This is a genomic window from Sulfitobacter sediminivivens (assembly GCF_042611115.2).
Lineage (GTDB): Bacteria > Pseudomonadota > Alphaproteobacteria > Rhodobacterales > Rhodobacteraceae > Sulfitobacter > Sulfitobacter sediminivivens.
The window spans coordinates 302,524-325,724 of sequence record NZ_JBHGAR020000001.1 but is presented as its reverse complement, the minus strand read 5'-3'; the positions used below and the strand labels follow the sequence as shown (position 1 = coordinate 325,724).

The 23,201-nt window shown below is 54.9% G+C and carries 22 protein-coding genes and 1 pseudogene; 10 read left to right on the top strand and 13 right to left on the bottom strand.

What is annotated here, in order from left to right; genetic code table 11:
• Position 1: 1 nt before the first annotated feature.
• Together ACEWL3_RS01530 and ACEWL3_RS01525 are read left to right on the top strand one after the other, a co-directional pair.
• Positions 2 to 1,051, top strand: a complete 1,050-nt coding sequence (locus ACEWL3_RS01530) for an MBL fold metallo-hydrolase (protein WP_386177273.1) — start codon at positions 2 to 4, stop codon at positions 1,049 to 1,051.
• A gap of 116 nt (positions 1,052 to 1,167) precedes the next feature.
• Entirely contained in the window at positions 1,168 to 1,611 is a 444-nt protein-coding gene (locus ACEWL3_RS01525; protein WP_435000480.1) for an anthrone oxygenase family protein, read from the top strand.
• 413 nt (positions 1,612 to 2,024) lie between these two features.
• On the opposite strand, the gene pncB is transcribed toward ACEWL3_RS01525, so the two are convergent.
• Positions 2,025 to 3,317 carry a nicotinate phosphoribosyltransferase gene (pncB, locus tag ACEWL3_RS01520; RefSeq protein ID WP_386177271.1) on the bottom strand — a complete coding sequence of 431 codons (1,293 nt, stop codon included), beginning with the start codon at positions 3,315 to 3,317 and terminating at the stop codon, positions 2,025 to 2,027.
• 133 nt (positions 3,318 to 3,450) lie between these two features.
• Here pncB and ACEWL3_RS01515 point away from each other — a divergent pair, with 133 nt between their 5' ends.
• A complete protein-coding gene (locus ACEWL3_RS01515) occupies positions 3,451 to 4,125 on the top strand; it encodes an NYN domain-containing protein (RefSeq protein ID WP_386177270.1) in 675 nt (224 codons plus the stop codon).
• 43 nt (positions 4,126 to 4,168) lie between these two features.
• On the opposite strand, the gene pncA is transcribed toward ACEWL3_RS01515, so the two are convergent.
• Positions 4,169 to 4,762 (bottom strand): bifunctional nicotinamidase/pyrazinamidase, encoded by a 594-nt coding sequence (pncA, locus tag ACEWL3_RS01510; protein WP_386177269.1) that lies wholly within the window; start codon positions 4,760 to 4,762, stop codon positions 4,169 to 4,171.
• 90 nt (positions 4,763 to 4,852) lie between these two features.
• Between pncA and trhO the strand changes: the two genes are divergently transcribed.
• Positions 4,853 to 5,752, top strand: a complete 900-nt coding sequence (trhO, locus tag ACEWL3_RS01505) for an oxygen-dependent tRNA uridine(34) hydroxylase TrhO (RefSeq protein ID WP_386177268.1) — start codon at positions 4,853 to 4,855, stop codon at positions 5,750 to 5,752.
• Here the strand turns inward: trhO and ACEWL3_RS01500 are convergent.
• Positions 5,740 to 6,963, bottom strand: coding sequence for an MFS transporter (locus ACEWL3_RS01500; RefSeq protein WP_386177267.1), 1,224 nt, complete (start codon positions 6,961 to 6,963; stop codon positions 5,740 to 5,742). The genes trhO and ACEWL3_RS01500 overlap by 13 nt on opposite strands.
• A 144-nt stretch (positions 6,964 to 7,107) precedes the next feature.
• Between ACEWL3_RS01500 and ACEWL3_RS01495 the strand changes: the two are divergent.
• Positions 7,108 to 7,224 (top strand): annotated as a pseudogene (locus ACEWL3_RS01495) (chemotaxis protein MotB); the annotation flags it as partial.
• A gap of 186 nt (positions 7,225 to 7,410) precedes the next feature.
• Here the strand turns inward: ACEWL3_RS01495 and ACEWL3_RS01490 are convergent.
• Entirely contained in the window at positions 7,411 to 7,770 is a 360-nt protein-coding gene (locus tag ACEWL3_RS01490) for a flagellar biosynthesis protein FlgN (RefSeq protein ID WP_386177266.1), read from the bottom strand.
• On the bottom strand, positions 7,760 to 8,038 hold the full coding sequence (locus tag ACEWL3_RS01485) for a rod-binding protein (protein ID WP_386177265.1): 279 nt from the start codon (positions 8,036 to 8,038) through the stop codon (positions 7,760 to 7,762). The genes ACEWL3_RS01490 and ACEWL3_RS01485 overlap by 11 nt, the downstream gene beginning before the upstream one ends.
• A gap of 81 nt (positions 8,039 to 8,119) precedes the next feature.
• Between ACEWL3_RS01485 and ACEWL3_RS01480 the strand changes: the two genes are divergently transcribed.
• Both ACEWL3_RS01480 and ACEWL3_RS01475 read left to right on the top strand, forming a co-directional pair.
• Positions 8,120 to 9,664: a flagellar hook-length control protein FliK gene (locus ACEWL3_RS01480; protein ID WP_386177264.1), complete on the top strand. Its 1,545-nt coding sequence runs from the start codon at positions 8,120 to 8,122 to the stop codon at positions 9,662 to 9,664.
• Between the two features lie 12 nt (positions 9,665 to 9,676).
• Positions 9,677 to 10,342, top strand: coding sequence for a flagellar hook capping FlgD N-terminal domain-containing protein (locus tag ACEWL3_RS01475; protein WP_386177263.1), 666 nt, complete (start codon positions 9,677 to 9,679; stop codon positions 10,340 to 10,342).
• Between the two features lie 49 nt (positions 10,343 to 10,391).
• Here the strand turns inward: ACEWL3_RS01475 and ACEWL3_RS01470 are convergent, their stop codons facing one another.
• From ACEWL3_RS01470 to ACEWL3_RS01450, 5 genes are all read right to left on the bottom strand, one after another.
• Entirely contained in the window at positions 10,392 to 11,720 is a 1,329-nt protein-coding gene (locus ACEWL3_RS01470) for an NAD(P)/FAD-dependent oxidoreductase (protein ID WP_386177262.1), read from the bottom strand.
• Positions 11,717 to 12,538 carry an ABC transporter permease gene (locus ACEWL3_RS01465; protein WP_386177261.1) on the bottom strand — a complete coding sequence of 274 codons (822 nt, stop codon included), beginning with the start codon at positions 12,536 to 12,538 and terminating at the stop codon, positions 11,717 to 11,719. The genes ACEWL3_RS01470 and ACEWL3_RS01465 overlap by 4 nt, the downstream gene beginning before the upstream one ends.
• Positions 12,535 to 13,410 carry an ABC transporter permease subunit gene (locus ACEWL3_RS01460; protein ID WP_205389896.1) on the bottom strand — a complete coding sequence of 292 codons (876 nt, stop codon included), beginning with the start codon at positions 13,408 to 13,410 and terminating at the stop codon, positions 12,535 to 12,537. The genes ACEWL3_RS01465 and ACEWL3_RS01460 overlap by 4 nt, the downstream gene beginning before the upstream one ends.
• A complete protein-coding gene (locus ACEWL3_RS01455) occupies positions 13,410 to 14,537 on the bottom strand; it encodes an ABC transporter ATP-binding protein (protein ID WP_386177260.1) in 1,128 nt (375 codons plus the stop codon). Before ACEWL3_RS01455 ends, ACEWL3_RS01460 begins: the two co-directional genes overlap by 1 nt.
• An 84-nt stretch (positions 14,538 to 14,621) precedes the next feature.
• Positions 14,622 to 15,707 carry a polyamine ABC transporter substrate-binding protein gene (locus tag ACEWL3_RS01450; RefSeq protein WP_386177259.1) on the bottom strand — a complete coding sequence of 362 codons (1,086 nt, stop codon included), beginning with the start codon at positions 15,705 to 15,707 and terminating at the stop codon, positions 14,622 to 14,624.
• Positions 15,708 to 15,874: 167 nt separating this feature from the next.
• On the opposite strand from ACEWL3_RS01450, the gene ACEWL3_RS01445 reads away from it, so the two are divergent.
• Both ACEWL3_RS01445 and ACEWL3_RS01440 read left to right on the top strand, forming a co-directional pair.
• Entirely contained in the window at positions 15,875 to 16,567 is a 693-nt protein-coding gene (locus ACEWL3_RS01445; protein WP_386177258.1) for a GntR family transcriptional regulator, read from the top strand.
• 86 nt (positions 16,568 to 16,653) lie between these two features.
• Complete coding sequence (locus ACEWL3_RS01440) at positions 16,654 to 18,051, top strand: aspartate aminotransferase family protein (protein WP_386177257.1); 1,398 nt, start codon at positions 16,654 to 16,656, stop codon at positions 18,049 to 18,051.
• A 45-nt stretch (positions 18,052 to 18,096) separates the two neighbouring features.
• Here the strand turns inward: ACEWL3_RS01440 and ACEWL3_RS01435 are convergent, their stop codons facing one another.
• Together ACEWL3_RS01435 and ACEWL3_RS01430 are read right to left on the bottom strand one after the other, a co-directional pair.
• A complete protein-coding gene (locus ACEWL3_RS01435; protein ID WP_386177256.1) occupies positions 18,097 to 19,377 on the bottom strand; it encodes a lytic murein transglycosylase in 1,281 nt (426 codons plus the stop codon).
• Positions 19,378 to 19,445: 68 nt separating this feature from the next.
• On the bottom strand, positions 19,446 to 20,165 hold the full coding sequence (locus tag ACEWL3_RS01430; protein ID WP_386177255.1) for a helix-turn-helix transcriptional regulator: 720 nt from the start codon (positions 20,163 to 20,165) through the stop codon (positions 19,446 to 19,448).
• A gap of 80 nt (positions 20,166 to 20,245) precedes the next feature.
• Here ACEWL3_RS01430 and ACEWL3_RS01425 point away from each other — a divergent pair, with 80 nt between their 5' ends.
• Positions 20,246 to 20,977 (top strand): glutathione S-transferase family protein, encoded by a 732-nt coding sequence (locus ACEWL3_RS01425; RefSeq protein ID WP_386177254.1) that lies wholly within the window; start codon positions 20,246 to 20,248, stop codon positions 20,975 to 20,977.
• Here the strand turns inward: ACEWL3_RS01425 and rnr are convergent.
• Positions 20,946 to 23,201 (bottom strand): ribonuclease R, encoded by a 2,256-nt coding sequence (gene rnr, locus ACEWL3_RS01420; RefSeq protein ID WP_386177253.1) that lies wholly within the window; start codon positions 23,199 to 23,201, stop codon positions 20,946 to 20,948. The genes ACEWL3_RS01425 and rnr overlap by 32 nt on opposite strands.

Sequence of the window (23,201 nt, the reverse complement as noted above, 5' to 3'; positions counted from 1 at the left end):
AATGCATACTTGCCTCACATTCGCAGCCGTCGCCTGTGTCGTCGGGCTTGCATCGGCAGTGCCGACATTGGCAGAGACTGACCGCAACCTCGCAAATACAATCTCGCTTGACTCCAACCATCCTGACAGCTTCCGAAATTTCGCTCCGGAGTTGCCGCAGATGCGGGCGCGGGCTTCGACGATCAACACCGAAATCGGCTTGCACGTAAGCGAGATCGAACCGGGGCTCTTCTTTGTAACTGACCTCGTCTATCAATCCGCATTTGTGGTGACCGACGATGGTGTCGTGGTTCTGGACGCGCCGCCCAGCTTTGGTGCAAACCTGCGCAAAGCCATAGCGATGACTGCCCCGGATGCCCCAATTACGCATCTGATCATGAGCCACGGCCACCGTGATCATAACGGCGGCGGTCACTTTTTCGCCGACATCCCCGGACTGGAAATTGTCGCCGCTGCTGAAGTGGCTGAAACGCTTGAAGAGTTCCATCTTGAAGGCGTTCTTACACCAACGCAGGTCTTCGATTCTGCATTGGAGCTGTCAATTGGTGGCGTGGACATCCAGCTTCAAACGGCCAATTACCATGCCGAAGACACCGATGTGATGATCTATTTGCCGGACCAGAAGTTTCTTATGGCAATCGATACGATCACGCCGGGCGAGGCACCGTTCATGAACTTTGGCGCTACAACAAACGTGAATGCCTATTTCGAAAGTTTTGCGACTTTCCTAGAATACGACTTCGAACACTTCCTCTCTGGGCACGTGTCCATACTTGGCAACCGTCAGGACGTCGTGGCCGCACGCGACTACGCATTTGATGTACGAACCACGGTCTACAATCTGATGTCAGGCTTCAATGATCGGTTCATGAACGGGTTTGAAGCTGTCGAGTTTCAGAACGCAAATTTGGCTTATCGCGTTGCTATGGAGGGCATCCGCGACGATTGCGCGGAGAAGATTATTGACCGTTGGAAAGACACGCTTTCAGTGGTTGATCTCTGGGCCGATAGCCACTGTGAAACAGCACTTCTTTACGCGGTGATGCACTGACCACAGCGGGGCGCAGAAATGCGCCCCGGACCATCCTCAACTCACATCCAAGGGCTTGCCCAATGTCACTTTGGTTATTCTTCCTCATTCAATTCGCCGTCCTCGCTTATGCATTTGTGGGCGGCGTGTTCCTCGCATTTTCCGATTTCATCATGCGCTCCCTTGCCAAAACCGGCGGTGTGGAAGCCGTTCAAACAATGCAAGTCATCAACCGGGAGGTCTTTCGTTGGGTGTTCATGACGCTCTTTCTAAGCCTGGTGCCCATCTCGTTTATCATCGTCGGATACACCGCAGCCCACTTGGATGGACCGGCCAGCGTGTTGATGGCAATCGCCGGCCTGACATACCTTTTTGGGTGTTTTGGCGTGACGCTTTTCTTCAACGTGCCGATGAACGAAACACTTGCCGGAATGAAGTTGGACGGCAGCGCGACTCAAGACTATTGGACCCAAACATATTTGCCTCTCTGGACGTTCTGGAACACCGTGCGAACGTTGGCATGTGCGGTTTCTTCTGCCCTTCTGTTGTGCGGATTGACCTTGGCGGCAACAGCTTGCTGATGGGCGCACTGATCTGGCAATCTGGTCTGTTCGCGCGTGTATTTGGCGTCGGCTTGGTACTTGCCGGGCTGGTTTATCTCGCTGGCAGCGCCGTACGTTCTTCGCGCCCGAATTATCCCCGTATTTCGCCCCGGCATATGGGCAGACAATACTTGCCGAGGCCGCGCTCTGCCTGCGGCTCGGGCTGCAGCGAGACCTCACTTCGTCCACACAACCGCCATTAACCCTTTCTTGACAAACCCCACCGTGCGCCGGGTTAACCGGGCAAATGATCCGAAAAACCGTTGCTGTTACCTATGCAATACCGACACTTTACTGTCGCGATACAGCACAGGGGTTCTCATAAAAATAGGGCGTTTACGAACCGATTCTCGACTGCCGCGGAAAACTGACGGCACCGCGTTGCGCATTTTTCAAACCACGACCTTTTGCGCGGCTTGCTCCCCCACGCCAAACACCCGTTTGTAGCGCTCGATTTGATCCGCTGGTCCCATCGCTTTATTGGGGTTGTCCGACAGTTTAACCGTCGGCTGGCCGTTTGCCGCAACCGCCTTGCAGACAAGGCTGAACGGGGCCAATGCATCATCCGGCACCAAGCCGCGGAAATCATTGGTCAACAATGTGCCCCAGCCGAATGACACCTTCACCTTGCCCGCAAATTCCGTGTGCAACTCTCTGATCTTCTCCACGTCCAGACCATCGCTGAAAATCACCCGCTTTTCGCCCGGGTCCTCACCTCGGTCACGCCACCAGTCTATTGCGATTTGCGCCGCCTGTGCCGGATCGCCGCTGTCGACCCGGATGCCAGTCCAACCGGCCAGCCAATCGGGGGCATTGTCCAGAAATCCCTTTGTGCCATAGGTGTCCGGCAGAATAATACGCAGGTTGCCTTCGTGTTCGTCCTGCCAGTCCTGCAAGACGTCATAGGGGGCCTGCGCAAGGGCCGCGTCGTCCTTGGCAAGGGCGGCATAAACCATCGGCAGTTCGTGGGCGTTGGTCCCAATGGCCTCAACCTCACGGCTCATCGCAATTTTGCAGTTGGATGTGCCTGTGAAAGCATCCCCCAGACCTTCGCGCATGGCCTGAACACACCAATCCTGCCAGAGAAACGAATGGCGGCGACGGGTCCCGAAATCTGCAATCGACAGATCAGGAATACCGCGCAAGGTTTCAATCTTTTCCCAAACACGGGTCATCGCTCGGGCATAAAGCACCTGCAGCTCAAACCGTCCCATTGAGTTCAGAACCGCACGCCCGCGCAACTCCATCAACACCGCAAGTGCAGGAATTTCCCACAGCATGACCTCAGGCCAGGACCCTTCGAACGTCAGCTCATATTGGTCGCCTTTGCGTTCCAGATGATAAGGCGGAAGGCGCAATCCCTCAAACCACTCCATGAAATCAGGGCGGAACATCTGGCGCTTGCCATAGAACGTGTTACCCCGCAGCCAGGTGGATTCGCCCCGGCTGAGGGACAGGGACCGGATATGGTCCAACTGCTCACTCAATTCGCCCTCGTCGATCAGGTCGGCCAGCGGGATGTGTTTGGACCGGTTGATCAGGCTGAACGTGACCTGCGTATCGGGTTTGTTGCGGAAAACCGATTGGCACATCAGCAGTTTGTAGAAATCCGTGTCAATCAGGGATCGCACAATCGGGTCGATCTTCCACTTGTGGTTATAGACGCGGGACGCGATATCGACCATTGAACTTTCCTTTGTAATTCCATTGTTTGTGCCAAGGAGAGACCAGCAAGGGCAAGGGCAATTGCAACTTGTTTTAGGGATAAGTTCATCAGAAGGCCCTATTTACGTGGCCATCAATCGAGTGGTTTATTTTATGGCGGAGATTAATTTGGACCCAATTGGCGTCTTGGCAGTAATTGTTCTGGGGCTTGCTCTGGTTGGGTACATCACTTTTTTGATGCGTTTCTATTGGGCGTCTTTGGCCCTGACAGCCCTGGCTGTTGCCTATCTCAGCACGAAAATGCCAATTGATGCCAAAACGATCCCATACTGGGTCGCATCGGCCCTCACCGTCGCTGTTGCACTGACCATCACTTCGATCCTCAGGTCGCGGCAAACCGGGCCAAAACCCATCTCAAAAAACAGCACACCAACACCAACCAAGCGTCGCATTGTGATTGATGGCACCAACGTGATGTACTGGGATGGAGAAACCGCCCAACTCGATACTTTGCGGAGCGTTGTGGACTATCTGAAGCAGCGCGATATCACCCCCATTGTTTTCCTGGATGCGTCGTCACGCCACCATCTGAAAGACAAGTCACTGACAGAAAAAGGGTTCTCTCTCGCTTTGGGCCTGCCCCAAAAACAGGTTATGGTCTGCCCGGCCGGGACCGAAGCCGACGTGTTTATTCTCAAATTCGCCAAGCAAGAGGAATTGAAGATTCTGTCCAATGACCGGTTCGGCGACCGGTCCAATCTGGCAAAGGATATCAAGATTGTGAAAGGCGTGATAACCGCAGGGCGGCCGATTTTGGATGGCCTTTAGGACGTCATTCTTGTCACCACAGCAAGGGCGGCATCATCGGCTATCAGACCATGTTGACCCCCGCCGCCTGCATGCCCGACAGTGCCGTGTCCAACGATCCGTTCAGATCAATTGCCCGGCACAGATTCTTTTGAACAGTCACATCGAACCCCAGTTTCGCCGCGTCAACAGCAGAGTAATTCACGCAGAAATCCAATGCGAGGCCAACCATAGTCAGCTTTGATATTCCGCGGGTGCGCAGGTATCCCTCTAATCCGGTCGGTGTCTTGTGATCATTCTCAAAAAACGCGGAATAGCTGTCGATGGCAGGGTTATACCCCTTTCGGATGATCAGATCGGCACGGTCTTGCTGTAGTTCCATATGAAACTTTGCGCCCATGCTGCCTTGGATACAGTGGTCGGGCCACAGAACTTGTGGACCGTAAGGCATTTCAATCATGTCGTAAGGCGCGCTGCCCTTGTGCGCTGACGCAAATGAGGAGTGGCCCGCCGGATGCCAGTCCTGGGTCAGAATCACGGCATCAAAGTCAGCCATCATTGCATTAATGCCCTGCACGATTGCGTCGCCTTGTGGCACGGCAAGCGCGCCACCGGGGCAGAAATCATTCTGAACGTCGATAACAATGAGTGCCTGCATGGGAAGTCCTTTTGTCAAAACGTGCTTTGTCCGGGTTTTAACCCACAGCCCCCTTGCGCAACAGACCCTGCACCCTTTATTTCACTGCCCATGTACACAATTGCTGCCCTTTATCACTTTTCTCGGTTTGACGAACCCGACGCACTGCAACCTGCGCTGCTCGACCTTTGCGTCGCGCAGGGCGTACAAGGCACCTTGTTGCTGGCCCATGAAGGGGTGAACGGGACCATCGCTGGGCCGCAAGCCGGGATCGAAACCGTGATCGCGAATCTGCGCGCCCTGCCCGGATGTGCCGATCTGGAATGGAAGATGTCGACCAGCAACAACCGCCCCTTCGGCAAGATGAAAGTCAAGGTAAAGAGTGAGATCGTCACGATGGGCCAACCCGATGTTGATCCACTTTCACGGGTCGGAAACTATGTTGAACCGCGCGACTGGAACGCCCTGATTGCAAGCCCAGACGTGGCGGTGATCGACACCCGCAACGACTACGAAGTGGCGATCGGCACGTTTGACGGGGCCATCGACCCTGAGACAGAAAGCTTCAGAGCATTCCCTGCGTGGTGGGAAGCAAACAAGCATCGGTTCCACAACAAAAAGGTCGCAATGTTTTGCACCGGCGGCATCAGATGCGAGAAATCGACAAACTACTTACTAGGCCAGGGTGTCGAAGATGTATTTCACTTAAAAGGTGGCATCCTGAAATACCTTGAAGAGGTCCCGCAGGATCAAAGCACATGGCAGGGCGATTGCTTTGTCTTTGATAACCGCGTGAGCGTGGGGCACGGACTGGTCGAAGGGCCGCATGAGCTGTGTCATGGCTGTCGCAGACCGATCTTGCCGTCTGATACCAAACGACCAGAATTTGAGGCCGGCGTCAGTTGCCACAATTGTTTTGATGAAACATCAGATTGGGATAAAGATCGTTTTCGCGAGCGGCAAAAGCAGATCACCCTGACCAAGGCACGCAAGCACGCTCAAAGCGGTTGAACGGCCATGCGCGGTGCGCGCGGACGGCTGCGGTTGAGCAGCCAGATCATGATTGCGATATTCAGCCCGTTCCAGACAATGCCGTTTATGAAGGCCCATTGGTACGACCCGGTCAGATCATAAATCTGGCCCGACATCCAACCGCCCAGCGCCATGCCCAGGATCGTTGCCATCAAGACGAAACCAACCCTCGCACCGGCCTCTTTTGCGGGCATATATTCGCGGACGATCAGCGCATAGCTGGGCACGATACCGCCTTGGCTCAGGCCAAAGATCAGGCTGACCGTGTATAGCGAAACCATGCTGCCGGCCGGCAGATACAAGAATAATGCAAGGCATTGCAGGATTGAGCCAATCAGCAAAGTGCGCACACCGCCAAGCCGGTCCGCCAGCAAACCAGATACGATGCGCGATCCGACACCGCCGAGCAACATCAATGACAGCATCTGTGCGCCCACTGCCGGACCAAAACCAAGGCCCACGCAAAGCGATACGATATGGACTTGCGGCATCGACATCGCGACGCAGCATCCGATGCCAGCAAGGCCAAGAAGGTATTGCAACGTACGCGGGCTTAGACCTGACGATTGTGCATTGAGGGACGACGCCAGTTGCGCTGCGTCGCGCGCATCTTCCGGCACCTGTCGGCGCAGGGCAAGCGACAGCGGGATCACGCAGACCAGTGTAACAACCGCCATCACCGCATAGACCGCACGCCAACCGCTGTCTTGCAAGATGCCTGCCAGAACCATTGGCCAGATCGCCCCGGACAGGTAATTGCCGCTTGCCACAAGCGCCACGGCGATCCCGCGTCTGCGTACAAACCAATGAGAGATGTCGGCAATCAAAGGGCCAAACCCAACGGCAGATGCGAAGCCAACCAGCAACTGCGCCAAAGAAAGCATGACGATAGAATGCGACAGAATGGCCAGGCCCAGCCCGGCAACAATAGCCAATGCGGCAAAGATCAGCGACAGCGTGACGCCAAACCGGTCCACTGCCCGTCCGATCACAAAATTGCCCAGCGCGAAACCGATCATTGTCAGGGTGTAAGGCAGTGCCGCGTCCGCACGGGTGGTCGCAAACTCCGCCTCCACCGCGGGCATGATGACGATGATGGCCCACATGCCAGCATTCGCCACGGTTGCAACCAACAGGGTCAGCACCAGCCGAAACCATGAATATCCACTGTCTGTCACAGGTTGCTGCATGATGGCTTTACTCCTTGATATCCATCTGCTGCAAAAGCCAACCCAAGTACAAGGACACAAAAGAAGTAATGACATTTGGATATGTTAAGCAGGCGGTAAACCTTAGCGCCCTAGAAAGGTCTTGGGTGAATAAAGGTGGTGGAGATGGGTGCGCAAAGCAATTTGGCACCAGTCATCATTAAACGTAAGAAGATCATCGTCAGCGGTGGGCATCATGGTGGTGCCTGGAAGGTCGCTATAAGCATGTTCCTTCAGTCATTGACGCTTTGCGTCCGTTGTTGTCCCTCCCTATTCAGGGTTGGACGAAATGTCGTTCTGACCTGTGCAATCGCTTATGTTTGATCACGATGCGCCACCCGACCTCGGATGCATCGCCACCATGTCCGGTTTTACCTTAACGCCCCCTAAATGCGCCCGGATTGAGTAGGCAGCTTTTTATTCAAACGCTCATGCGCGTTTTTCGACAGAATGATCCGTGTCGACGCCAATGTTCCGCTTCTTGCCATCGGACCCATAGGTTTCAAGCGATCCGCGCAAGCGGCGCAAGGTCGCCAGACGCTCGGCTACATTTCTGATCCCCTCCAAGGCACCATCCAGTAACAGCTGGTTTCGCTTTACCTTGATATCGAGCGACTGAAGCGTCGGAATGTCCGGATGAGGAACGCCATTCAGGGCATCAATCAATGCCTCTTTGCGCGGCAACATGTCCGTCAGCTTGTCCAGCACACCGCTCAGCAATGCTGTGCGTTCTTCTTCAAGAAGCGCCTCAAGTGCGTCAACGTTCAACTCAGTTCTATCATCCGACATTCTGCCGCTCCTTTAAAGTTTCATAAATTGATTCGCTTAACCCGATGCCACCGGCCCTGACCATTTGCATCGCTTGTTCCTGAACAAGAAATGACGCGAACTGATCCTCTCCGGCCCCACCCCCAAAACTCTCACTCGCCTGACCAAGCCCTGACGATTTCAGCATTTCAGCCAGAAAAGTGGCCTCCAGTTTTTGGGCGGCTTCCATCAAGGCCTTGTCTTTGACAACAGTGGGTGCTGCTGGTCCCACAGGTAATAAGTGCGTCATGCATCAGGTCCTTAAATTGCGTTCTATTTTTGTGATCCTGCGCTGAAAGCGGTAAACAACCAGTAAGGATGTCGGCGCATAGTGACCAAATCGGAGAAGAACTCCCGGAGGTCGACCATGCATCCTTTATTATCGCAACTCCCCAGCCAGAGTGCTCCGGCAGGCAATCCGTCGACGGGCGGAAGTGAACAGGTGCCGCCTCAGCAATACACAAATGAAGACCTTGCCGGACGAGGGGGTGACACATTCGCGAGCTTTCAAAAGATTTTTGAAATCGAGAATGACGCCAAATCTATTGATACACAGGTCATCGTCCCACCGGCGGATCCTGCGAAAAAGACCGATCAACCGGCGGACATCACAGATGATTCAGCGGATGAGCGAGATATGGACGGATCAAACACGTTGGCAAAACGCACCAGCTTGGCAGACGGGCTGTCTGTTCAAGACTCTGTTCAGCTAGCTAGTGATCCCGCGATCAGCGCTGCTATTTCAGGGCACCGAAAGCAGCAGCCATTGGAAAATGGCGATTTGGCGAAAGCCATACAAAGCACCGCCGCTTCCAAATCTGGCGATTCTCACGCGGTTCCACCGACAAAAATTCTCTCCAATCCAGATCACTTTAACGGGCCCGTGGCATCCAAAACTCAAGCGCAGGTTTCCCATAATTTCAGCCTTAACACGCAAGCAAGTTCAACTGTGGCCCATGAAGGAAAAATTCACGCTCACCCAAATGCAGCGCATCCATTTGAAGCAAGAGCAGACCAGAAGGCGACAGTGGATAGTCAGAACATCGAGCGCATGATCGTTCCAATGTCGGGCAAGAACCTTGAGAAGGCTGCGTCCACCTCACCTGGAAAATCAACAATACAACAACCACAGACGGGTGAACCAAAAGCCTTTGAGGTATTTAGGGCCGGGTCTAGCGCACAGGCCGATGCGCTGATCAGAGCGTCGGGCATGGATCACAGGGGGCAAATGCCAATTCCGGAACGATTTGACCTCACCATGAGGCCAACATTGGATCGGGCCACATCACCTTCGACCAGACCAATGCCAACTGGCCTAATTCAAAGCATGTCTTGGAATGCCGAAGCGCGACAAGCGGCCCCGAACCAGACCCTCCTTTCAAAAACGCTTGTGACAGAGCCATTTTCGCTGCTCCCTCCAGAAATTTCGCATGCCCCCACAACTCAGCATGGGTCTGTTCCGTTACGTCCCGAGATGCCCGCGTACATCGCACGTCAACTGGCCGAGGTGGCGCAGCACCTGCCGGCCCGTCCCGTTGACATCACCCTCAGTCCAGAGGAATTGGGACGTGTGCGGCTTTCCGTTGTTCCTTCAGAACATGGTCTGGTCGTGAACGTGCTGGCTGAACGTCCTGAAACGCTCGATTTGCTGCGCCGCCATATCGACCAGCTTGCACAGGAATTTCAAAAGCTGGGATACGAGGATATTGGATTTTCGTTTTCAGGTGCAGAGCAGAACACCTCGGATGAGCAGGCTGATCACTCAACAGATCAGAGGGGGCAAGCGGTGCCCCCAGATCCTGATCATGAAGATATCGAAAACACACGCATCCATCTCTCTTCCGAGGTCCTGACTGGCCTTGACTTGAGGCTTTAAGAAAGGGCACCCATGGATATTTCTACGACAACCGCTGCCGCCAACAGGGGTGCAACGCAAAGCGCCGCGGCACCAAGCGAAGCTGTTTTGGCATCGGATTTTGAAACTTTCCTGAAAATGCTCACCGCGCAGGCCAAGCATCAAAACCCGCTTGAGCCTATGGATTCATCCGAATACGCCGCCCAGCTGGCACAGTTTTCAATGGTTGAACAACAGGTGCTGTCAAATGATCTGTTATCTGCACTAACCGCGCAATTGGGATCGGGAAACATGGCACAAATGGCCAACTGGATCGGGTTGGAGGCACGCACCACTGCCCCCGTCCAATTTGACGGCAGCCCCATCGCGATGGAGCCGAACCCTGCGGCCGCGTCTGATGAAGTGTTTCTCGTCGTCTATGACATTGACGGTCACGAAGTGCAGCGCCGCGCCATCCCAGTCTCTGCTGAACCGATTGAATGGGCGGGCGTGTCGGATGATGGCACGCCGTTTCAGGACGGACTTTACAGCTTTGTGGTCGAAAGCCGCGCTAACGGCGAGTTGCTTTTGTCTGACCCGGTGGAAACCTATGCCCGTATCGTAGAAGCCCGTACTCAAGCCGGGGAAACCATATTGATACTAGAGGGAGGGTCGGCGGTATCGGCAGGCAATGTTAATGGCCTGCGAGAGGCTGGATAGAGCCAAACCGGGCGGGCTGTGCATCTTCCACAACCGCTCTATTCCCGCCTCATCGATCAGACAGCGCAAAACCGGCGTAGGCAAAAGGCATGATTGCGCGCCTTAAACGCCCCAACTCAAATCGCGCAAGCGGGCGTTTCACCACTTCCGGATAGATTTTCGTCGGTTCTTTTTCTTGCACGATATCCGCCAGCAGTGCGCCGGAATAGCTGGCCATGGCAACGCCATTTCCGTGATAGCAAAGGCTGGTGAACATGCCATTCTCGCCCGGTATTTCGCCAACAAACGGCATTCTGTTTCGGGCGATACAGACCATACCGGACCACGCATGCGGGGTTTCAACGTTGCGCCACGCGGGGAACATCGCGTCAAAATCAGCGCGTGCGCGTTTTATGGCGCGCGCCTCTGATGCCGCGTTTGCCATCAGCCCGCCACGGACACCAAACAACATGCGATTGTCTGGCATCAGCCGAAAGTAATGCAGCAAATGGCGCGTATCATAGGACGCCTGCCCGCTTGTCCATCCCTGCGCGCCCAGTTCGGTCTGAGACATGGGCCGCGTAACGATAATACTGGATTGCGTGGGCATATAACGCGCGGCCAACCACTCCGGCAGGTCTTCGGATGAATACCCATTGGTGGCGATAATGACTTTTTCGGCTGTCACCGTGCCATTTGGTGTTTGGATGCGGAACGTTCCGGCATGCCTTGTGATCCGTATCACAGGTGTTTCGTGAAATATTTTTGCGCCCGCATTTTCCGCCGCCGCGGCCAATCCAAAGAGGTACTTGCGGGGGTTTAGACCAAAACCAATGGGCAGGGTCAGAGCCCCATAAAAACCCGCGTTCATGCCCTCGGACTCTAGATCTGCCTGCTCTGTCAGCCGCGCCTTTACGCTATAATTCTCGGCATAATAGTCAAGCTTATCGCGCAGCTCTTCCATATCTTTTGGACGGTGTGCCAATTGGGTTTCGCCGTCAGATTGGCGATCGACCTCAATGTTGAACCGGGTGGTCAGGTCCTCAACCAGATTAACCGCCGCAAGTTCGGTCTGTCGCCATTCATCACGCCCGGATCGACCAACCTGTTTGTCCAATGCCACGTTGTCCTGCATGCCCCCGCCCAGACAGCAGAACCCACCATTACGTCCTGACGCACCCCATCCAACATATCGGTTCTCTAGAACAGTTGCTTCAACCCCTGCTTCTGCCAGGTGCAGAGCCGCTGAAACGCCCGTAAACCCACCCCCGACAATGGCCACATCACATCGGTGATCACCTGCCAACGCAGGCCGTTCGGGCGTTTGGCAGGTTTCATCCCACCAGCATCCCGCGCGGGGCGCATCGCTATAGGCGAAGTCCGGATAGATACGCTTCATTCGGCGGTGCGTTCCGCCGCTTGCGTTTCTTTTTGGGAACGCAGGGAATTGCGTTTGCTGACCAAAGAGGCGCTGATCACGCCGATGGTTACAATCGCAATCATGATCGTCGATAACGCATTGATCTCGGGCGACACACCCAAACGTACGGCACTAAAGATCTTGATCGGCAAGGTTGTGGCGGACGGCCCTGAGGTAAACGAGGCGATTACCAGATCATCAAGGCTGAGTGTAAAGGCGAGAAGCCAACCGGAAATGACCGCAGGTGCGATGATGGGCAGTGTCACCAGCCGGAACGCCTCCCAGGGGGACGACCCCAGATCGAGTGCTGCTTCTTCCAAAGACCGATCAAATGTGACCAACCGCGACGACACCACAACCGAGACATAGCACATCGAAAACGTCGTATGCGCCAGAACGATGGTTAGCACTCCACGGTCCAACCCGATGCCAATGAACAAGAGCAGCAAGGACAAACCGGTTATCACTTCGGGCATGACCAGCGGCGCGTATATCATCCCCGAAAACAATGTGCGCCCCATGAAACGCCCACCACGCACCAACACATAGGCCGCCATCGTGCCAAGGATTGTGGCAAAGGTGGATGAGATGACAGCGACTTTGATCGTGACCCAGGCAGCGTTCATGAACGCCTCATTCTGGAACAGGGTGCCATACCATTTGGTCGAAAACCCGGCCCAGACCGTCACCAATTTACCTGCGTTAAAGCTGTAGATGATCAGGATGATCATCGGGATATAGAGAAACGCAAACCCCAAGGTCAGAGAGGTCACATTGAACCAGCTGAGACGCTTCATTGTTCTGCCTCCGCTTGCTTTTGTTGGTTCCGCTGAAACAGCACAATCGGGATGATCAGGATCAACAACAAGATCACCGCAACCGCGCTCGCGACGGGCCAGTCGCGGTTGTTAAAGAACTCTTCCCACAACACCTTGCCGATCATCAGCGTGCCGGAACCACCCAGCAACGAGGGGATCACAAATTCGCCCAGCGCCGGAATGAAGACCAGGAAACACCCGGCAATGATACCGTTCTTAGACAATGGGATCGTGACCAGCCAAAACGCCTGCGTGCGCGAACAGCCAAGGTCCTCTGCTGCCTCGTTCAGGGATTCATCCAACCGGTCGAGCGCTGCGTAAATGGGCAGGATCATGAACGGCAGATAGGTGTAAACGATGCCAATATAGACGGCTGTATTTGTGTTCAGGATCGTCAAAGGCTCTCCGATAACACCAAGCCACAGCAAAAACTGGTTCAGCAATCCTTCGGTGCTGAGAATACCCATCCATGCATAGACCCGGATCAGAAAGCTGGTCCAGAATGGCAGGATCACCAGCATCATCAGGGTTGGCCGCCATTCTTCGGGCGCTTTGGCCATGCCGTAAGCAATGGGATAACCCACCAAAAGCGTGCAGAACGTTGATATCACCGCAATGCGCAAGGAACTGAGGTAGGCTTTCCAATACAGATCGTCGGACGCGATGAAGGCAAAATTCTCAAAATCCAATTCCGCCAGCAGGGCACCCAACCCGTCGCGCAAGGTTGGGGTATAGGGCGGGATCGCCAGTGCCGTATCAGACAGCGAGATTTTGAAAACGATAATGAACGGCACCAGAAACAGCACCAGGAGCCATGCATAGGGAACCGCAATCAGAGCAAAACGCCGCATCATTGCGCCAACAACACGCCGGCAGTCGCGCTCCATGAAATCCAGACGGGATCTTCCCAGGTGATATCTCGCCGCGCAAGACGGCGGGTGTTTGCGGTCTGCGCCTTGATGATCTGACCACCGGGCAATTCCACATGATAGGTCGAAAGGTTGCCTAGATATGCGATGTCCAGAACCTTTCCCTGCAGTGCATTTGCCGCGTCCTTGGCTTTTTCAGTGCTGATGCCAATCTTTTCGGGTCGAATGGCAAGATGCGCTTTTTGCCCATCGCTGAAGGGGTGCTCAGACATTGCAACGATAGGGTCCTGCCCGTCAGCCCAGTCGAGCTGATATTTATCCTTGCCCACTGCTTTTGCCGTGGCCTCAATGATGTTCACTTCGCCGATGAAATCTGCAACATAAACCGAATTTGGATATTCATAAATCGCCGCCGGTGTGGACACCTGAATGATCCGGCCTTCATCCATCACCGCCACGCGGGATGCCACGGTCATTGCTTCTTCCTGATCGTGGGTCACGATCACGAATGTGGTGCCTGTCGTTTCCTGAATGTCCATCAATTCAAACTGGGTATCTTGGCGCAATTTCTTGTCCAGCGCGCCCAGAGGTTCGTCCAGCAAAAGCAGTTTCGGTGCCTTGGCCAAAGACCGCGCCAATGCAACACGCTGCCGCTGTCCGCCGGATATCTGATGTGGTTTGCGTTGTGCGAATTTTTCCAGCCGGGTGAGCTTGAGCATCTCATCAACCCGTGCCGCAATCTGATCTTTGCTTTGCTTGTCACGCTTAAGACCAAAGGCGATGTTTTCCCAGATGCTCAGATGCGGGAACAAAGCATAAGACTGAAACATCATGTTGACGGCGCGTTTGTTGGGCGGCACATCGGCGATGTCTTGTCCGGCCAATTCCATCTTGCCTTCTGTCGGGTTTTCGAACCCGGCCAGCATGCGCATCATTGTCGTCTTGCCGCATCCTGATGGCCCCAGCAGAGCAAAAAATTCCTGAGCATAGATATCCAACGTGAGATCGTCGATGGCGACAAACTCGCCAAATTTCTTGGTTACATTCTCAAACCGGATCAGTGGCTTTTCGTTAGGATCATCCCAAGGTGCAAAAACAGTCTGGCTCACAGGGTGCTTCTTTCTTTTGTTCGGGAGGTCTTGGCAGTCAAAAAAGGGCGAGGCTGATATTGCCTCGCCCTTTGTCAGCAAACTTTAGGTACCGGATTTGATCTTGGTCCAAAGCCGCGTCACAACCCGCTGCACCTTGGGGCCATAAGGCGACGTGGTATAGAGATTCTCCAGCGTTTCAGGTGTCGGATAAATCGCCGGATCACCGATCACGTCTTCTTCCAGAAACTCCTGTGAGGCCAGATTGCCGTTGGCGTAATAGACATAGTTCGATGCCGCCGCCATGTTCTGCGCATCCATGATAAAGTTCAGGAACTTATGTGCGCCATCCGGGTTTGGCGCATCGACCGGGATTGCCATGTTGTCGAACCACATCAACGCCCCTTCGCTGGGTGCATTGAATTCAATCTCGACACCATTGTCCGCTTCTGCCGCACGGTCACGCGCCTGCAAAATGTCCCCGGACCAACCGAAAGCCACGCAGATGTCCCCATTCGCCAGCGCATTGATGTATTCAGAACTGTGGAATTTCTGCACAAACGGTGCCACCGCTGTCAGCGTCGGCTCTACCGTTGCAATGACATCCGGGTCTTGGCTGTCGGGATCTTCGCCCATATAGGCCAGTGCCGCCGGAATGATCTCTGCCGGGGCATCAAGGAAATGCACACCGCAACTCGCAAGCTTCTCCATGTTTGCCGGTTCGAATATCAACGCAAGCGAATCTACAGGCGCATTGTCGCCCAGCACTTCCTTGACTTTGTTGATGTTCACGCCAATGCCCGTGGTGCCCCACATGTAGTTGATCGCATATTGGTTGCCGGGGTCATATTTCGCCACGCGGGTATTGATCACATCCCACATGTTGCCAGAGTTGGTCAGCTTGGACTGGTCCAGTTTCTGAAACGCGCCCGCCGTGATCTGGCGCTGCAGGAACGTGCCCGAGGGCACAACCACGTCATAGCCTGACCCACCGGCTAGCATCTTGGTTTCCAGCACCTCGTTGCTGTCAAACACGTCATAGATCAGATCGATACCAGTTTCTGTCTCAAACTTTTCGAGCAGAGATTCGTCGATATAGTCAGACCAGTTGTAAACGCGCACCTCTTCGGCAATCGCCGTGGATGCAAGCAAGGCCGTGGCAGCAACGCTGCCCAAAATTCCAAGTTTCATGTAATACTCCCGTTATACAGACGTCATACCGACGTGATACAGACAGGGTTTTTCCCCGCCTTTGGCTAATTTGATCAAGTTTTGCCTCTCACGGCAAGATAATTTATGCTTTCATGCACGGCACGTTGGTGCAAGGTAACCGATATCGACCATAAAGCAGGCGTTTGATGATGAACCAGGAACTGATCGCTCCGACGAATCCCTTCACGTCTGAGGATACCGGAAAGGCACCTGTACATCAGCACGTCTACGAGCGTCTGCGGGCGATGATCCTCTTTGGTGATCTGGCACCCGGACAGGCGGTTACAATTCAGGGGCTGACGTCAGAGTTGGGTGTGGGCATGACTCCGGTGCGTGAAGCGCTTCGTCGGCTGATCGCCGAGGGCGCGCTGACCCATCAGGGCAATCGCCGGGTCAGCGTCCCGATTCTGACTGCCGAAAGCGTCGAAGAGCTTGGTTTTATGAGAAAAGCTCTGGAACCCGAGCTGACGCGGCGCGCGGCAAATCGGATAACCACGGCTCAACTTGTCCATCTTCGCAGCTGTGATGACGATCTGAATATGGCGATCGAGCAGGGCGATGTCGGCGGTTATCTAACCCATAATTATCGGTTTCATGCGTTTATCTATGACTGCGCAAATGCGGCGATCATGACCGCGACAGTTGACCAATTATGGCTTCGGTTTGGGCCCTCTTTGCGGGTCGTCTGCGGCCGCTTTGGCACCAACAATCTGCCTGACAGACATATGGATCTACTCAATGCCTTGTCTGCCGGCAATATCGAAGCCGCAGCCGAGGCGATGGCACAGGACGTCGAACAAGGCATCCGTCAGGTCCGCGCAGCCCTGCAATCAGATTGACCCACCTATTGATTCGGTTTGACTTCGCATAATTTGATCATATTCTGCGGTCATTGATTTTCGCCGCTTTCCACGAGGTATGCGCCATGACCGCCATTACAAACCACCTGCCCACTTCTGAACTACAGGCGCTTGATGCTGCCCACCACATGCATCCTTTTACCACAAATAATGAGCTGGCAGAAAAGGGAGCGCGCGTTATCACGCGGGCCAAGGGAATTTACCTGACCGACAGCGATGGCAACGAAATCCTCGATGCAATGGCGGGTCTGTGGTGTGTGAACCTTGGATATGGCCGCCCGGAAATGGGTAAGGTCGCCGCGCGGCAGATGGACGAGCTCCCCTTCTACAATACTTTTTTCATGACCAGTCATGTCCCTGCCATCGCGCTGGCCAAGGAATTGGCCGATCTGGCTACGGGTGATTTGAACCACGTCTTCTTTGCAGGCTCAGGGTCAGAGGCGAACGACACCAACCTGCGCATGGTCCGCGTCTATTGGGCACAAAGGGGCCAGCCAGAAAAAAGCCACATCATCAGCCGCAAGAATGCGTATCACGGCTCCTCCGTTGGATCAGGTAGCTTGGGCGGCATGACCTACATGCACGAACAAGGCGGCATGCCGATCCCCGGCATTCATCATATCGGTCAGCCCGATTGGTGGGCCGAAGGCGGCAACCAAACACCAGATGACTTCGGTCTTGCCCGCGCGCAGGAGCTTGAAGCCAAGATCCTTGAATTGGGTGCCGAGAACGTTGCGGCCTTTATTGGTGAACCTGTACAGGGTGCAGGCGGCGTGATTATCCCGCCCAGCACCTATTGGCCCGAGATTCAACGCATCTGCACCAAATACGATGTGCTGTTGATTGCTGACGAGGTCATCTGCGGTTTTGGCCGTACGGGAAATTGGTTCGGCTCGCAGACCATGGGCATCACTCCTGACATAATGACGATCGCAAAGGGTCTCAGCTCTGGCTATGCGCCAATTGGTGGCTCTATCGTCAGCGACAAGATTGCAAAGGTCATTGATGCCTGCGAGTTCAACCACGGCTATACCTATTCTGGGCATCCGGTGTGTGCCGCTGTGGCACTTGAAAACCTGCGCATCATGAAAGAGGAAAACATCCTTGATCACGTGCGCAATGTGGCTGGTCCCGCGTTGAATGAAGCGCTGCAAAAATTGGGCGATCACCCGCTGGTGGGTGGCGTCAATATCTCCGGCATGATGGCCTCAATCCCTCTGACGCCGCACAAGGAAAGCCGGGCGTCTTTTGCCAGCGATGGTGGCACAGTGGGATACATGTGCCGCGAACATTGCTTTGCCAACAATCTGGTGATGCGCCATGTCGGCGACCGCATGATCATCTCGCCTCCGCTGGTGATCACGCCCGAGGAGATTAACGAGTTTGCCAAACGGGCAAAGCTCGCGCTGGACGCGACCTATGCCACGCTGAAAGAAAAAGACATGCTCAAGGCGGCGTCTTAAGCACTTATCTCTGCGCGGCAGGGCGATCGTCCTGCCGTGCCACCCTCACAGCGCGCGCAACCTGTCCAGCAACCGCAGCGACGGATAGCCATCCGGCACAACACCAACAGATTGCTGAAACCCGCGCACCGCGTTGATCGTCAGCGGCCCCATTTTCGCGTCAATCTTGATCGTATCAAATCCCGCTGCGGTCAGCCGTTTTTGCAGTTCGATCCGTTCATCATAGGTCAGCGCGCGATCCTCGCGTGGCCATAGATGTTTGATCGGTGCCGCGCCCTTTATACGATCGCTCAGGTGGCCCACGCCGATCACATAGGCGTCTGCGGTGTTGTAATGCTCAATCACCTCAAAGTTTGAAAAGACCAAAAATGCGGCCCCTTCAGCGCCTGCTGGCAAAAGTACCGAAGCCAAACCGTGATCCTTGACCGAATTTCCGTTTACATCTGTGACGCCCACAGCGGCCCATTCACTTGGCAGTTTCTGGATTGACCGGTTTGCCGAAAGATAGTCAAAACCCTTCGGCACCTGAACCTCAACACCCCAGGGCTGATCCTTCTTCCAGCCAAAATGTTTCAGATAGGCAGCGGTTGAGGCCAATGCGTCGGTAGGATCCTCTCCCCAAATGTTTCGTTTGCCATTCTTGTCATGATCGACGGCGTGTTTGTTGAATGAGGATGGCATAAATTGAGTATGCCCCATGGCCCCCGCCCAGCTGCCTGTCATTTGGTCCGGTGTTGTATCTCCGCTTTGCAATATCTGGAGGGCGTTGATCAGCTCATCCTCGAAAAATTCTGAGCGGCGGGCATCATAGGCCAAGGTCGCCAAGGAATTTATGACGCTGCTGCTGCCGCGGAACGTGCCATAGGCGCTTTCCAAACCCCAGATGGCAACAATGACTTCTTTGTCGACGTCAAAATCCGTCTCGATTTCGATCAGGGTCTCATCCCATTTTTCCAAAGCCTTGCGTCCGTTTTCAATGCGCAAATCAGACACTGCAGTGTCGAGATAATCCCAGATCGTCTTGGTAAACTCAGATTGGTTGCGGTCGCGTTGGATAACCTGTGCATCATATGTGACACCGCGCAGCGCCGTATCGAACGTCGCACCCTCGATGCCTTGCTCAAGCGCACGGGTGCGGAAATTTTTGATCCAGATATTTAGTCCCGCATCGGCCGCGGTCTGTGGTGACGGGGTTAGAGCCTCAGTCGCTGCAATCTTGATGGTTTCACTACGCGCCACAGGCCGCATAGATTTTTGCGCATGTGCAGCGATAGGGGCCACACAGCCTGCCAAAATCGTGATGCCTGTAATGAATTGCCTCAGCATAGTTGCTCCATTTCTTATGATTGGCTTCCTATCCAATCCTAGTAGGATTTTGCCGTCCGCCAAAGAGGTCACAATCGTTGCGCGCTGCTTTCCGCCATTGCTTCAATCTCGGCTCTGATCCGGGCGAGATGTTCGCGCAGCATCGGAACCCGTCGAGGCCTGAAGCTTTTGCCTGTTCGCGCCAAGCCATCCATTCTGTCCAGGCGAAAAACGCGGTAATCTGTCCGAAGGTGACACCATGCCATCAGCATATTGGTGTCTTGCATGTAAACGATGCCCAACGGATCGACCTCGCGTTGTGAGGCGGCCCCCTTGGCGTCAGTATACCCAAAACTGACGGTTTCCTCGTCCCACGTGGCGGCGCGCAGATCTGCAACATTGATGCGGGGCGGTTCCGGTCGTCTGAAACGACGTACGTCCAAGATGGCATGTTGCAGGCGGTGTGCCTGCCGCGGTGGGACGCGTGCCGTCAATTTGGCCAATGCAGACTGAGCCGCACGCGCTAATGCCGGATCACCAATTACTGCCACGTCGCGCAGCCCCAGAACCAATGCTTCCAGTTCATCATTCTCGAAACCCAAGGGCGGCAAAGCGGCGTCTTCGATCAGGGTGTACCCAAATCCGGCTTCCCCATCAATCACGGCACCCAGACCCCGCAGGGCGTCAATATCCCGATACACCGTGCGCAGCGACACATTAAGTTCATCTGCCAGCTGCACGGCCCGCACCGGTGCAGGCATGCGCCGCAGTGAGGTCATCATTTGAAACAGGCGGTGCGTGCGATTCATGTTCTCAACTTAACCTGTGCTGACAGAAATTGACAGCATCCACTGATATCAGACGCCTAGAATCTGAATTGGAGAACCTCATGATCACCCTCATCACATTTGCCCCTGCATTTGGCCAGATCAGCGCCAGCCCATTCTGCGTCAAAGCGGTATGGATGCTGAATATGTCTGGCCTGCAATGGCAGCGCGAAGACAGCATGGACCCCCGAAAGATGCCCAAACAAAAGTTACCTGTTGTTCGCGTGGGTCAAACCCTTATCCACGATAGCGACAACATCCGGGCTTACCTTGAACAACAGGGGGCCGATTTTGACGCGGGCCTCAGCGACATGGAAAAGGCAACCTCGCGCGCATTCATTCGGATGGCCGAGGAGCACCTGTATTTCCATTGCGTCCTGCAACGCTGGGGCGAAGACACCGTTTGGCCGACAATTCGTGACACCTATTTCACCGCTATTCCTTCGGTCCTGCGGGGGTTCGTCACCAACAAACTGCGCAAGGCCTGCTTGCAGGGGATGGATCGGCAGGGGCTTGGCCGCCTGACGCCACAAGAGCGGATGCAAAGAATTGAACCTGATCTGCAGGCGATCACAACCCGCCTATGGCACGGCAGGTTCCTTTTCGGGGACCAGCCAACTGCCGCAGATGCGTCCGTTGCCGCGATGCTTGCCGGTATGCGCGCGACGCCCGGCACGACCTTGCTCAAGACGCGGATCGCCGAAGATGAAATCCTGTGTCACTACATTGACCGGACTGAGGATGCGTTGTCGGTGTCCAGAACTACTGCCGCGTCCGTGTCACTTTGCGCTTGATCTTGTCTTTCTTGCGTTTGGCATTGCTGCCTTTGCGCCGGGGGCTGCGCCCAGCCGGGTTCCGACCGCCTTGCGGTATTTTTTGACCTTCAATCTCCAGTAGTTCGAGAGCGATCCCGCCGGTAACGGGCACAGCTTCGGCCAACCGCACGATGACGTGTTGGCCGAGGCTGATCGTCATCCCGGTGTCTGACCCTGTCAACGTCTGCGCCTCGGCGTCGTGATGAAAGTACTCGCGCCCGAGCGATCGCATCGGCAGCAATCCATCAGCCCCGGTTTCATCCAGTTTCACAAACGCACCAAAGCGCGCGATCCCGCTGATCCGCCCTGTAAATTCATTTCCAACACGTTCCGACAGAAACGCCGCCAAATAACGATCTGTTGTATCGCGTTCCGCCATCATGGATCGGCGTTCGGTGTCAGAAATATGCGCACCGGTATGCTCAAGCGCTTCAATCTCTTCGGCCTGCAGGCCATCCTTGCCCCAGCCATGCGCGGTGATCAGCGCCCGATGAACGATCAGGTCAGCATACCGCCGAATTGGTGATGTGAAATGCGCATATGACCGCAGTGCAAGGCCAAAGTGGCCGATGTGAGCGGGCGCATAATAGGCCTGAGTCATCGACCTTAATGTCGAGATGTTGATCAGTTCGGCATCGTCTGTTCCGGCCGCGTCATTCAGCAATCGGTTCAAATGAGAGGTTTGCAAGACCTGACCCTTGGCCAGCGTGAACCCTGCTGCTTGCGCAGTCTCACGCAGGCTTTCAAGTTTTTCTGGTGAGGGTTCCTCGTGCACACGGAACAGCAATGGCGTTTTCTTGGCCAGCAGTGTTTCAGCCGCTGCAACATTGGCCAAAACCATAAATTCTTCGATCAGCCGATGCGCATCCAACCGATCCTTGAAGTTGACAGAACTCACCTTGCCATCGTCACCCAGTTCGATCCGCCGTTCCGGCAGGTTCAGATCAAGTGGTTGCCGCAGTTTGCGGGCCTCTGTCAGGGCGGCATAGGCGGCATAAAGCGGCTTTAGAACGGGCTCTAACAATGGGCCAGTGCGGTCATTTGGGGCACCGTCAATGGCGTCCTGAACCTCTTGGTAATGAAGAGATGCAGGTGATTTCATCGACACGCGGTGGAAAGAATGCGACAGCTTTTGGCCATTGGCGTTCAGCACCATCCGCACGGCGATTGACGGGCGTGGCACACCCTCGTGTAAAGAACACAGATCACCAGACAATCGGTCTGGCAACATCGGCACAACCCGGTCAGGGAAATAGGTGGAATTGCCACGTTTGCGCGCCTCTCGGTCCAATGCGGAACCCGGGGTGACATAAGCTGCGACATCGGCAATTGCGACCCAGATGACGTGACCACCAGCATTTTTAGGATCGTCATCAGCATGCGCATAACATGCATCATCGTGGTCCCGCGCATCAGATGGATCAATGGTAATCAACGGCAGGTCGCGCAGGTCTTCACGGTCCTTAAGCCCTATGGGTTTAGCGGCGTCCGCCTCTGCGATGACATCATCGGGAAACTGGTCAGGGATGCCATGCTGGTGAATGGCAATCAGGGACACCGCTCTGGGCGCAGATGGATCACCCAATCGCTCAATAATCCGCGCGCGCGGCAATCCCATCCGTCCTTTTGGCCCGGCCTGTTCGGCTTCGACCAACTCACCATCTTTGGCACCATGAGTTGCGTCGCTGGCAACGGTCCATTCCCGGTCCGCACCCTTATCGATGGGTTGGATACGCCCCCCTTCGCCGGTTTTTCGAAAAATGCCCATGACCCGAATAGGGTTGGTGCCGATCCGCCGGATCAGCCGCCCCTCGTATTCGTGCCCCTCCCCTTTGACCAGCGTCAGCCGGGCAAGAATACGGTCCCCTTCGCCCAGCGCCGGATCAGAGGCGCGCGGGATCAGCAGTACAGCAGGTTCTTTACCGCTGCCCTGCCATTCCATCGGTTTGGCAAAAAGATCACCATCCTTGTCGGTACCTGTCACCAGCAACACCGATACGGGCGGCAGGCGGTCCGGGTCCTGATAGCTTTTCTTGCGTTTTTCCAGATGGCCCTCGACCTCCAACTCTTTCATCATACGCTTGAGGTCGATGCGGGCGGCACCTTTGATCCCAAACGCCTTGGCGATGTCGCGCTTGGCGGTCAGAGTGGGGTTTTGTTCGATCCATTCGAGGATCTCGGTTTTTGACGGTAATGTTTTCAT

Excerpts from the sequence above, each read along its gene's own strand:
- ACEWL3_RS01530 (WP_386177273.1), top strand. The coding sequence starts at position 2 with ATGCATACTTGCCTCACATTCGCAGCCGTCGCCTGTGTCGTCGGGCTT.
- pncB (WP_386177271.1), bottom strand. The coding sequence starts at position 3,317 with ATGGTCGATATCGCGTCCCGCGTCTATAACCACAAGTGGAAGATCGAC.
- ACEWL3_RS01515 (WP_386177270.1), top strand. The coding sequence starts at position 3,451 with ATGGCGGAGATTAATTTGGACCCAATTGGCGTCTTGGCAGTAATTGTT.
- pncA (WP_386177269.1), bottom strand. The coding sequence starts at position 4,762 with ATGCAGGCACTCATTGTTATCGACGTTCAGAATGATTTCTGCCCCGGT.
- trhO (WP_386177268.1), top strand. The coding sequence starts at position 4,853 with ATGTACACAATTGCTGCCCTTTATCACTTTTCTCGGTTTGACGAACCC.
- ACEWL3_RS01500 (WP_386177267.1), bottom strand. The coding sequence starts at position 6,963 with ATGCAGCAACCTGTGACAGACAGTGGATATTCATGGTTTCGGCTGGTG.
- ACEWL3_RS01490 (WP_386177266.1), bottom strand. The coding sequence starts at position 7,770 with ATGTCGGATGATAGAACTGAGTTGAACGTTGACGCACTTGAGGCGCTT.
- ACEWL3_RS01485 (WP_386177265.1), bottom strand. The coding sequence starts at position 8,038 with ATGACGCACTTATTACCTGTGGGACCAGCAGCACCCACTGTTGTCAAA.
- ACEWL3_RS01475 (WP_386177263.1), top strand. The coding sequence starts at position 9,677 with ATGGATATTTCTACGACAACCGCTGCCGCCAACAGGGGTGCAACGCAA.
- ACEWL3_RS01470 (WP_386177262.1), bottom strand. The coding sequence starts at position 11,720 with ATGAAGCGTATCTATCCGGACTTCGCCTATAGCGATGCGCCCCGCGCG.
- ACEWL3_RS01465 (WP_386177261.1), bottom strand. The coding sequence starts at position 12,538 with ATGAAGCGTCTCAGCTGGTTCAATGTGACCTCTCTGACCTTGGGGTTT.
- ACEWL3_RS01460 (WP_205389896.1), bottom strand. The coding sequence starts at position 13,410 with ATGCGGCGTTTTGCTCTGATTGCGGTTCCCTATGCATGGCTCCTGGTG.
- ACEWL3_RS01450 (WP_386177259.1), bottom strand. The coding sequence starts at position 15,707 with ATGAAACTTGGAATTTTGGGCAGCGTTGCTGCCACGGCCTTGCTTGCA.
- ACEWL3_RS01445 (WP_386177258.1), top strand. The coding sequence starts at position 15,875 with ATGATGAACCAGGAACTGATCGCTCCGACGAATCCCTTCACGTCTGAG.
- ACEWL3_RS01440 (WP_386177257.1), top strand. The coding sequence starts at position 16,654 with ATGACCGCCATTACAAACCACCTGCCCACTTCTGAACTACAGGCGCTT.
- ACEWL3_RS01435 (WP_386177256.1), bottom strand. The coding sequence starts at position 19,377 with ATGCTGAGGCAATTCATTACAGGCATCACGATTTTGGCAGGCTGTGTG.
- ACEWL3_RS01430 (WP_386177255.1), bottom strand. The coding sequence starts at position 20,165 with ATGAATCGCACGCACCGCCTGTTTCAAATGATGACCTCACTGCGGCGC.
- ACEWL3_RS01425 (WP_386177254.1), top strand. The coding sequence starts at position 20,246 with ATGATCACCCTCATCACATTTGCCCCTGCATTTGGCCAGATCAGCGCC.
- rnr (WP_386177253.1), bottom strand. The coding sequence starts at position 23,201 with ATGAAAACATTACCGTCAAAAACCGAGATCCTCGAATGGATCGAACAA.